The sequence below is a fragment of the Vibrio sp. Hep-1b-8 genome, assembly GCF_006124995.1.
In the GTDB taxonomy this organism is placed as follows: domain Bacteria; phylum Pseudomonadota; class Gammaproteobacteria; order Enterobacterales; family Vibrionaceae; genus Vibrio.
In genome coordinates this window covers 17,176-27,393 of sequence record NZ_QEWN01000102.1, presented here as the reverse complement: position 1 = coordinate 27,393, position 10,218 = coordinate 17,176, and the positions used below count along the sequence as shown (strand labels likewise).

General features: G+C 45.3%; 9 protein-coding genes and 1 pseudogene. 4 read left to right on the top strand and 6 right to left on the bottom strand.

The window, feature by feature from the left end:
• From DA100_RS21340 to hemC, 5 genes are all read right to left on the bottom strand, one after another.
• On the bottom strand, positions 1–84 hold an 84-nt coding region (locus DA100_RS21340; protein WP_240800910.1), incomplete at its 3' end, for a transposase.
• A gap of 476 nt (positions 85–560) precedes the next feature.
• Positions 561–1,748, bottom strand: coding sequence for a heme biosynthesis protein HemY (locus DA100_RS11240; RefSeq protein WP_138972212.1), 1,188 nt, complete (start codon positions 1,746–1,748; stop codon positions 561–563).
• On the bottom strand, positions 1,748–2,956 hold the full coding sequence (locus DA100_RS11235; RefSeq protein WP_138972211.1) for a uroporphyrinogen-III C-methyltransferase: 1,209 nt from the start codon (positions 2,954–2,956) through the stop codon (positions 1,748–1,750). The genes DA100_RS11240 and DA100_RS11235 overlap by 1 nt, the downstream gene beginning before the upstream one ends.
• 3 nt (positions 2,957–2,959) lie before the next feature.
• Positions 2,960–3,703: a uroporphyrinogen-III synthase gene (locus DA100_RS11230; RefSeq protein ID WP_138972210.1), complete on the bottom strand. Its 744-nt coding sequence runs from the start codon at positions 3,701–3,703 to the stop codon at positions 2,960–2,962.
• 6 nt (positions 3,704–3,709) lie between these two features.
• The gene (hemC, locus tag DA100_RS11225) at positions 3,710–4,648 is read right to left on the bottom strand and encodes a hydroxymethylbilane synthase (protein ID WP_138972209.1); all 939 of its coding nucleotides are present in this window, start codon (positions 4,646–4,648) and stop codon (positions 3,710–3,712) included.
• Between the two features lie 333 nt (positions 4,649–4,981).
• Here hemC and DA100_RS11220 point away from each other — a divergent pair, with 333 nt between their 5' ends.
• Positions 4,982–7,510, top strand: coding sequence for a class I adenylate cyclase (locus DA100_RS11220; RefSeq protein WP_138972208.1), 2,529 nt, complete (start codon positions 4,982–4,984; stop codon positions 7,508–7,510).
• Positions 7,511–7,570: 60 nt separating this feature from the next.
• Here the strand turns inward: DA100_RS11220 and cyaY are convergent.
• Positions 7,571–7,884, bottom strand: a pseudogene (gene cyaY / locus DA100_RS11215) (iron donor protein CyaY).
• On the opposite strand from cyaY, the gene DA100_RS11210 reads away from it, so the two are divergent.
• The 3 genes from DA100_RS11210 to dapF are packed head-to-tail and all read left to right on the top strand — an operon-like array spanning position 7,864 to position 10,202.
• Positions 7,864–8,079, top strand: a complete 216-nt coding sequence (locus DA100_RS11210) for a lipoprotein (RefSeq protein WP_138972207.1) — start codon at positions 7,864–7,866, stop codon at positions 8,077–8,079. The pseudogene cyaY and the gene DA100_RS11210 sit on opposite strands and share 21 nt — an antisense overlap.
• Positions 8,080–8,107: 28 nt before the next feature.
• Positions 8,108–9,361 (top strand): diaminopimelate decarboxylase, encoded by a 1,254-nt coding sequence (gene lysA / locus DA100_RS11205; RefSeq protein ID WP_138972206.1) that lies wholly within the window; start codon positions 8,108–8,110, stop codon positions 9,359–9,361.
• A 10-nt stretch (positions 9,362–9,371) separates the two neighbouring features.
• The gene (gene dapF, locus DA100_RS11200; RefSeq protein WP_138972205.1) at positions 9,372–10,202 is read left to right on the top strand and encodes a diaminopimelate epimerase; all 831 of its coding nucleotides are present in this window, start codon (positions 9,372–9,374) and stop codon (positions 10,200–10,202) included.
• Positions 10,203–10,218 lie beyond the last annotated feature (16 nt).

Sequence of the window (10,218 nt, the reverse complement as noted above, 5' to 3'; positions counted from 1 at the left end):
GCACACTTCATTGACCTTACGACCCACTTCCACTTCTTTTAAGATTTTGACGATTTGTGTTTCTGAGTAACGTGATTTTTTCATCGCGGGTTCTCCTTCTATGCTCAGTCTAAGCCGAAGAACTCTAAAATGGTATGCCACTAGTTTAGGGGAGGTTTACATTCGCTCCGAGAGCGGGCTTCGCCCTACGAGAATTTAGAACGGATTTCGTCCTTCGAGATAACTGGAACGCTTCGCTGCTGGATTTTGGAACGGGCTGCGCCCTATGGATCGCTTCGCTTATGGATAGCTGGAACGGACTTCGTCCTTCTGGAGGTGGGTGTGGTCAGAATGCTGAAAGAACGTGTTGACAGAACTTGTTCCCTGGAAGAGATAATATTCTCGCCTCTCGCCTCTCGCCTCTCGCCTCTCGCCTCTCGCCTCTCGCCTCTCGCCTCTCGCCTCTCGCCTCTCGCCTCTCGCCTCTCGCCTCTCGCCTCTCGCCTCTCGCCTCTCGCCTCTCGCCTCTCGCCCACAAAAAAGCCACCTGATTAGGTGGCTTTCTAAAGTACTTGCTAGTGTTAAGCAGCAGGGCCGCTGACCAGAGTCAGTGCTTTTTTAGAGACTTCATGTGCGGCTTTAGTTAGGTTTTGTTTCTCTAGGGCATCCGCCAGTAGACCGTAATCTGAGACGTTTGAGCGTATAGAGAGCGCTTTCTCTAAGTACTGTTGAGCGCCACTCCAGTTTTCATTACGTAGGTGGAACTGCGCTAAAGCACTATTTGCTTGTGCGTTATTGGCATCTTTTCTTAGAACTTCTTCTAAGAAGGTGATAACTGGATGGCTGTCTGAGAGTTTAAGCTCAGGAAGTAAGCGATATAATTCAGAATTCGGATGCTTCTTAAGTGTTTCTTTAATTAAAGTAAACGCTTCGTTATCTGCCTGACGGTTGATGAGTTGTTTCGCAAAGCACTCCACTAGGTGAGCGTCTGATTTCACCTTGCGTGGTAGCGCATTCCAGTGAGCGATCAGTCCTTCACTCCCTTTTTGCTCTGCAACTTCAGTAAGCAGGCCGCATTGTGCTCGTTGTGCTAATGGCTCTTGTTCCTCTTCGGTCACGATCTTATTCTTTACGAGTTTTGGCAGTAAGTCCAAAAGCGGCTGCCAAAGCTTCAGTTCAATGTAAACCTGTTTGAGTAAGTTCAGCACTATTAGGTTGTTGGCATAGTTATGTTTCAAGCCTGACAGCGTTTCAAGAGCTTGGTTGTACTTAGCATCGCGAATTTGTTGTTTGGCTCTAGTGAGCTCAACCGCTAGCTCAGCGTTTTCTTGCTGTGCTGCCAGTTCTAAGTAACGATCACGCTGTGCTTCATTACCCATGCCTTGTGCTGCTTCTGATGCAACTAAGTAACAGAGTAGTGGCATATCATGATGATTGGCCCAACGAGTCACTTTTTTCTCTGCGAGCTTGAAATCACCTTCGAGCAACTTGATGATTCCTTCATTTGTGTAGCGGCGTGAGCGTCTCATTTTACGCACGCTGAAGTAATTCCATGTCGCTGAACTCGCATAGAATACTTTCTTAATCAGATACTCTAAACCGAACAGTGCTGCTAGCGCGCCAATAACGAAGATGACTAAAGTCGTGACACTCATCTCGATGGTTTTGTTGGCAATTGAGATCAGCACATAGCCTTGTTGACCTGCATACTGAGTACCAACAAACAGTCCTAATCCGAGTACGACAAAGAGAAAAATAAGGCGAAACATTACTTATCCTCCGATACTAGAGTCGTTACTTCACGACGAAGGCGTTCACGAATGACATCAGATAGGTTCTGTTGGGTTTCAAGCTTAACTGGATACTCAACTTGAACCTTTTGTGAGCTCAATAGCTCTAGAGCTTTATTAAACTCTTTCACTTCATTTGAGTCTTGGTTAAAGAAGGTTGATGACCATTTGTCTGCGGTTGTTAACGCAGTCGAGTAGATTTCTTGTTGTTCTACGTAGACGGCCTTAATCGCTGTCTCTAACTTCGCCTTAATGTTTTCTTTTAAGTAGAAGTGCTGCTGAGGTGATAGGAGTGGAATAACGTTTCCATCACGAGTTCTGAAAGTGATGAAGTTGTCAGAAAAATCTTTTAGTGAAGTAATTAGGTTATCTTGCCAGTCGTAGATGTCTTCTGAAACTACAGGTTTTTGCTGCTTATCTGCTTCAGGAAGTAGGGCATTGGCAAGTGGGAGTTTATCTACCTGTTGCTGTAGTGCTGTAATGCGTAGCACTAAACCTTCACGATCAACTAATGGAATGGTCTTTAGCTTAGTAATGTCGTTGGCCATCGCTTTTCGCAGTGGAACTAAACTTGGGTCGTTCAGTGCAGCGATGCGCTGGTCCGCACTTTCCATCAGTTTGGTTGCGCTTACCGCGTCATGCTCAAGAAAGAGTTTACGTCCTGCCAGTTTTACCAAGTAATCTGCTTCCGCGAGAAGCCAGTCATTTGGCCGACGCCCTTTCACATCAGCAACGGCTAACTGAAGGCTTTCAATGCTTTTTTGTTGCTGAGCTAATACGGTTTCTGCACGGTGAGTGATTTCTGTCGCTTTGGCGATGGCTTGCTGCTGGGTCGCTTCAAGTTCAGATTGAACTGAGTTTTGAGTTTGCTGCAACTGAGTCTGTAATGCGCTAATTTGCGCTTGGTATTCAGCGTTCTTTTGTTGCATTTGGAAGGTAAGACCGCCACCGAAAAGGACCGAAATAACGATGGCAACAGTCGCGAGCTTAACGCCACGTTTGGCTTGTTTATCTTCAGCTTGAGTTTTCGCGGCTTCGCTAGGTTTTGGTTCTGTGGCTGGTGAGACTTGCTCTGCTGTCTCTACCGCTGTTTCTGCAGACGCTGTTGTTTCTGATTTGTTTGCGTCCGCTGCCTTATCTTTTTCTTGGTCAGGGGCAATGTTTTCGTTTTTATTTTTGCTTGTCATGACTTATTGTCCTGTTTTGTCTGGCCGGAGAGCAGCCAATAACACTGGGTTCGAGGCACTGAAAGTATTGGTGACCACTTTAAAACCGACTTCTCGTGCTTGTTGCGCTATACGCTCGCTAGGTACGTAGAGGTGTAGCGTAAATAACCAGTCCCGTTGTTGTTGATTAAACTGCGAAATAAAGTAGTCGAGCTGACCTGAACTGGTGATGACTAATTGATTAATGTTTTTATCTTGCCAGAACGGTACGAGTAAATCTGAGCGGAAAGCTAGGTTTTCTCGTTTGTATACTTCTCTATATTCAACACACGCACCTCGTGCAGAGAGCGTATCGAAGATGAGTTCTCGCCCGCCATTTCCACGCAAGATGAGGATTGATTTGTTGGTGACGTTTTGCAGTACATCCAGATTAAGTAGATGTTCGCTGTCACTAATTTCTGGGTAGTGTACTTTTTGTTGACTCACTTTGCTCAAAACATGTGCAGTTTTTTGACCAACGGCAAGGTAGATCGGCTGTGAAGGCCAAGTTAGGCTCAATTGTGAGAGGAAACGATGGCTCGCTTCCACTGCGTGCTGGCTAACTGCGATGATGATGTCAACTTCAGCTATTCGATTCTCCAGTCCGGTTAAGTGCTCACCGGGCTGGATATGTATAAGAGGGTGGTGAAGGTTGGAAACTCCAACCTTCGAAAGTTGCTCACATAGGGTAAGGCCTTGTTGTCCCGGCCTAGTGACCAGTACTGCCATAGTGATTTACTCGTGTTCTGCGTACAGTTTAGTCAGAATCTCTTTGGCGCCGTCTGCCAATAGTTGATTAGCAAGTTCGACACCTAGAGCTTCTGCGTCTGCACGAGCGCCACGGATCTCACCACGAACGATCTTAGAGCCGTCTGGTTCACCCACTAAAGCACGTAGCCAGATGTTGTCGCCATCAATGAGCGAGTAACTACCGATTGGCACCTGACATCCACCTTCTAGGGTTAGGTTCATTGCGCGTTCACAGCGAACACGGTCTGCGGTTTCTTTGTGGTTTAGTGGCTCTAGGAGTTCAATAAGGCGTTCATCGTCTAAGCGACATTCAATACCGACTGCCCCTTGTCCAACTGCTGGTAAGGACTGTTCTGGTTCAATAAAGCTCTTGATACGCTCTTCCAGTTCAAGGCGTTTTAGGCCAGCGGCAGCAAGAATGATGGCATCGTATTCGCCAGCGTCCAGTTTGCTGAGACGAGTGCCAACATTGCCACGCAGTTCTTTAATGACTAAGTCCGGACGAGCCTCTTTAAGTTGACATTGACGACGCAGGCTACAAGTGCCCACAATTGCTCCTTGGGGGAGTTCATCAATACTGCTGTATGTGTTGGATACAAAAGCATCGCGTGGATCTTCACGCTCACAGATGGTGACTAGGCCTAGGCCTTCTGGGAAATCGACAGGAACGTCCTTCATCGAGTGGACGGCCAAATCTGCTCGACCTTCCAGCATGGCGACTTCAAGCTCTTTAACGAATAAACCTTTACCACCCACTTTTGCTAGCGGTGTATCTAAGATAATGTCGCCTTTGGTTACCATGGTCACTAGCTCAACTTCCAAACCTGGGTGAGCAGCTTGCAATGCGTCTTTAACATAGTGAGCCTGCCAAAGCGCAAGTGGACTTTTACGTGTAGCGATACGAATTGGAGTTGTTTGAGTCATAGTGTTCTGCTGATACCAAAATAATCGCTAATCCTACCACTGTCGGCTAAAAATGCATTACTGCATATTCATTCGGGTGAGGGATTGATGTTTGCTAGCACAAAATTATCGAAAGAGTGTGATAAATGTCTCGTTTGTAAAATAGGCTATTATTATTAAGAGCAGTTACGTACCACACTAAGAGCGGCAACTTCAGATGGACAAAATTGTGTAGATCAGATCGTACATTTCTTTACCAATCCAAATAAAAATGTTAGATTGATCACGTTTTGTTGGTGCTTTAGGACAGTTTTTAGTCAGGCACTATCTAGGATATGAACCAAGGAAGCTCCCTTGCAGGCTTACACCAAGACGTTAATAAAGAGACTTGATAACCTTAACCAGCAACGTATTGAACGTGCGCTGGCGCTTATGGATTTACCAAGTCAACGAGTCTTCCATCTGATCCCAACTCTACTCCATTTCAACCATCCTCTGTTTCCTGGTTACTTTGATGCCAACGTTCCTTTTGGTATTTGTGATTTTGAGCTTAACGACATTCAGCAGCAATTCGTTGAAGATAGCCAATTAACCATTGGACAGCCTCTACCTACCAGTGAAAATCCAGCAATTCTCGGTCTTTATACCATGGGAAGTACATCTTCTATTGGGCAAAGCACCTCCAGTGATCTGGATATTTGGGTATGTGTATCACCTGAGATGGAATGCGAGGAAAGAGAAAGCCTAACCAACAAATGTTTACTGATCACTGATTGGGCACAAACTCAGGGTGTTGAAGCGAATTTCTTCTTAATGGATGAGCAACGTTTCCGTTCAAATCATTCTGAAGAAATGACCGGTGACAACTGTGGTTCATCTCAGCATCTACTGTTACTTGATGAGTTTTATCGCAGTGCTGTCCGCCTCGCTGGCCAGCGCTTGCTGTGGCAGATTGTTCCAACTGAGATGGAAGAGTGCTACGACGAATATGTAAAAGACCTGTGCAGTAAAGGATATATCGATTGCTCTAAGTGGATTGACTTCGGCAAATTGAATCGAATTCCTGCAGAGGAGTATTTTGGCTCGAATCTATGGCAGCTTTACAAGAGTATTGACTCGCCATACAAGTCGGTTCTGAAAGCCATTTTATTAGAAGCCTATTCGTGGGAGTACCCAAATACTCAGCTGTTGAGCCTAGATACTAAGCGACGTTTCTTTGCGCATGAGCCGGATCTTTACGGGATGGATGCGTATTACCTAATGCTAGAAAAGGTGACTCGTTATCTTGAACGTATTGGAGATACCACGCGTTTAGATTTAGTGCGCCGCTGTTTTTATCTTAAAACGCACGAAAAGCTTTCTAGAGAACCAAGTGTGGGTTCGGTGGAATGGCGTCGTGAAGCGCTGAGTGAGCTAGTACAGCAGTGGAATTGGTCAGACTCTGTTATTGAAGAGCTTGATGACCGTCGTAACTGGAAAGTAGAGCAAGTCAAAGTTGTGCACCATGCGCTGCTGGACGCTTTGATGCAGAGCTACCGGAATCTTATTCAGTTTGCTCGTCGCAACGATATTACTTCTGCCATTAGCCCTCAGGATATTAGTATCTTGGCGCGTAAGCTGTATGCTGCGTTTGAAGTGTTACCAGGTAAAGTTACACTGCTTAATCCTCAGATTTCTCCTGATTTGCATGAGTCTGACCTCACCTTTATTGAAGTTCGTCCAGGACGGACAAATAAAGCGGGTTGGTATCTGTATAAACAACCTTTGACTCCACACCGTATTATCGGTCAGGCGCCGTTAGAACATAACGAGTATTTGAGTAAGCTAGTCGCATGGTCATTCTTCAATGGTTTGATTACAGAATCGACTCGTTTGCATTCTGTGATTCGTGATGCTCACCTCGACATCGACAAGTTCTATCAGATGGTGAGTGACCTACGTAATACATTCTCACTGCGTAAACGCCGACCGACAATGCAAGCGTTAGCTAGCCCATGTGAAATTAGTCAACTGGCGATGTTTATCAACTTTGAAAACGATCCAACAGCAGACCTGAGTGGTAAGTCTTTGAAGCTTGATCCTAAAACCACAGATATTTTTAGCTTTGGTCCTGAGCAGAAATGCCTAGTCGGCAGTGTTGATTTAGTTTACCGCAATTCGTGGCATGAAGTGCGTACTTTGCATTTTAAAGGTGAGACGGCCATGCTGGACGGGTTGAAAACCGTGCTAGGGAAAATGCATCAGGATGCGATCCCGCCAGAGTCAGTGGATGTGTTCTGTTACAGCAAAAATCTACGTGGCGTCATGCGCAACAAGGTTTATCAGTTATTGGCAGAGTGTATTGATTTACGTCTCAAGCCAGTTGAACAAGAAAAACGTCGTCGATTTAAGGCTTTACGCATAGGTCAGCAAACTTACGGTCTTTTTTATGAACGTCGTGGTGTTTCGGTTCAAATGTTGGAAAACTCGGTAGATTTTTATCGCAGTATTTCGACCAACAAGTTGAAAGGTTCACCACTTCTGATGCTAGATAAGGAACAGGACTATCAGTTGCCTGAAGTGGTTGATGGTTTTGCTAGCGAAGGTTTGATTCAGTTCTTTTTTGAAGATACTGATAAAGGCTTCAATATCTACGTGTTGGACGAATCGAATCGAGTGGAAGTCTATCACCAGTTTAAAGGTGAGAAAGATGAGATGATTGCGAGCGTGAACAGTTTTTATACCTCGGTGAAAGATGAAAATCCGCTCTCTTCGAAACTGATCAATTTCAATTTGCCTCAGTACTACCAGATTGTTCGTCCAGAAGATGACGAACCTTATATTGTTCCTTATCGAAATGATGGCGCCAGTTACACTAGGCCAAACAAGATAGTCAATGCATAAACGAATACAAAAAAGAGCATCTAAGGATGCTCTTTTTTTATGTTGGGCAGGGATGATGCCTTAGGCCCACTCGATCTCTTCGTCGCAGTGTTTTTCACACTCTTGCTTAACCATAGCAATAAGTTCTAGTCCAGTCTTTGAACACGTCCAGTTACCATCAACTAGAGCAAAGTGAAACCCCCAGATTTAGATGCTAGCCAGATCTCTTTCATTGGTTCCTGACGGTTGATAATGATTTGACTGCGGTCTTCAAACTCCAAAGTCATTACGTTGCCAGAGGTCTCGTAATCGATGTCCGCACCTGAATCATCAATCATTTCCTCGATGATTTGCATTTGAACATCTACTAACTGATGAAATTCCGTATCGTTCATCTAATCTATCCTATTGCTTTTCTTGAGTGTGGTGCGATTATAGGGGGCATTGATAGAATAATCACGATACAACCAATGAAAAAATCGATCTTAGCTCTTTTTATCTTTTCGGTGCTTGGCTTAGCTGGCTGTGGTCAAACTGGACCGCTTTACATGCCTGAAGATGCTCAGCAGAATGAGCAGTCTTCACAATAATTAGAAACAGAATATAAGGGAAAGTACTTTGGATTACTTCAACTATCAGGATGATGGCCAGCTATGGGCCGAAGATGTCGCACTAACAGAACTTGCACAACAGTACGGCACGCCACTTTATGTATACTCACGCGCAACATTTGAGCGTCACTGGCACGCGTTTGATAAATCGGTAGGTGAGCACCCACATTTGGTGTGCTATGCCGTCAAAGCAAACTCAAACCTTGGTGTATTGAATGTGTTAGCTCGCCTGGGTTCTGGTTTTGATATTGTGTCTGGTGGTGAACTGGAACGAGTCATTGCTGCCGGTGGTGAAGCAAGCAAAGTTGTATTCTCTGGCGTTGGTAAAACCGAAGCCGAGATGAAACGAGCGCTAGAGCTGGGGATCAAGTGTTTCAACGTAGAGTCTGAGCCAGAGCTTGAGCGCCTCAACAAGGTTGCTGGAGAGCTTGGTCTTAAAGCGCCGATCTCGCTGCGCATTAACCCAGATGTCGATGCAAATACTCACCCTTATATTTCAACTGGCCTACGTGATAACAAGTTTGGTATTGCGTTTGATCGTGCACCTGCGGTTTATAAATTTGCTCAAAGTCTAGAGAACTTAGAGATTCGCGGTATTGACTGCCATATTGGATCTCAGCTAACCGATATTGAACCGTTTATCGATGCAACAGATCGCCTGCTCGCACTTATTGATGATCTAAAAGCCCAAGGTATTAAGATCGATCATCTTGATGTTGGTGGTGGTTTAGGGGTGGTATACCGTGATGAGCTGCCACCAGAGCCTTCTGATTATGCGAAGGCACTGCTAGGTCGTCTTGAAAATCATCAAGACTTGGAGCTTATCTTTGAACCCGGCCGTGCGATTGCAGCTAACGCAGGTGTCTTACTGACTAAGGTTGAATTCCTTAAACATACCGAACACAAGAATTTCGCCATTATTGATGCCGCAATGAATGATTTAATGCGTCCAGCGCTTTATCAAGCATGGCAAGATATCGTGCCTGTTTGCCCTCGCAAAGGCGAACCAATGACTTACGACTTGGTGGGACCTATCTGCGAAACGGGTGATTTTCTCGGTAAAGACCGTTCGCTAGTGATTGAGGAAAATGATTTGCTAGCGGTACGTTCTGCTGGTGCTTATGGCTTTGTCATGTCTTCCAACTACAACACTCGTTCTCGTGCAGCAGAGGTCATGGTTGATGGCGATCGAGCTTACTTAGTGCGCCAAAGAGAAGAACTATCCAGTTTGTGGGCACTTGAAAACGTACTTCCGGAGTAATTGAAGTCTTATGCATTTCCATTTTTCAAAAATGCACGGTTTGGGTAACGACTTCATGGTCGTTGATTGTATTACTCAAAATATTTTCTTTTCCCCTGATTTGATCCGTCGCATGGCGGATCGTCACACAGGCGTTGGTTTTGACCAACTGCTTGTTGTGGAAGCTCCATACGATCCTGAAACCGACTTCCACTACCGAATTTTTAACGCTGATGGTAGTGAAGTTGAACAGTGTGGTAATGGTGCTCGATGCTTTGCTCGCTTTGTCCGAATGAAAGGATTAACTAACAAGTACAGCATTAGCGTCAGTACTAAAAAGGGTAAAATGGTACTGAACATAGAGGAAGATGATCAGGTTACGGTGAACATGGGAGTGCCGGAATTTGAACCAAGTAAGATTCCTTTCAAAGCGAAGCAGACTGAAAAAACGTACATCATGCGTACAGGGGAAAAAACCTTATTCTGTGGTGCAGTCAGCATGGGTAACCCTCACGTGGTGACTGTGGTTGATGATGTCGCTACGGCTGATGTCGACATATTAGGACCTCTTCTAGAGTCCCATGAGCGATTCCCTGAGCGCGTTAATGCTGGATTCATGCAAGTATTGCGACGAGATGAAATCAACCTACGAGTCTATGAGCGAGGGGCTGGTGAGACTCAAGCGTGTGGCAGTGGTGCTTGTGGTGCGGTAGCTGTTGGTATCATCCAAGGGCTATTAGACGAAAGCGTTAAAGTGAACCTGCCTGGTGGTTCGCTGCACATTAGCTGGCAAGGACCTGGGAAACCGTTATACATGACAGGCCCTGCTACCCATGTGTTTGATGGTCAGCTAAGCTGCTAAGAATAAAATAATAACA

Coding starts and splice junctions, on each gene's coding strand:
- DA100_RS11230 (WP_138972210.1), bottom strand. CDS start 3,703: ATGGCAGTACTGGTCACTAGGCCGGGACAACAAGGCCTTACCCTATGT.
- hemC (WP_138972209.1), bottom strand. CDS start 4,648: ATGACTCAAACAACTCCAATTCGTATCGCTACACGTAAAAGTCCACTT.
- DA100_RS11235 (WP_138972211.1), bottom strand. CDS start 2,956: ATGACAAGCAAAAATAAAAACGAAAACATTGCCCCTGACCAAGAAAAA.
- DA100_RS11240 (WP_138972212.1), bottom strand. CDS start 1,748: ATGTTTCGCCTTATTTTTCTCTTTGTCGTACTCGGATTAGGACTGTTT.
- dapF (WP_138972205.1), top strand. CDS start 9,372: ATGCATTTCCATTTTTCAAAAATGCACGGTTTGGGTAACGACTTCATG.
- DA100_RS11210 (WP_138972207.1), top strand. CDS start 7,864: ATGAAATTCCGTATCGTTCATCTAATCTATCCTATTGCTTTTCTTGAG.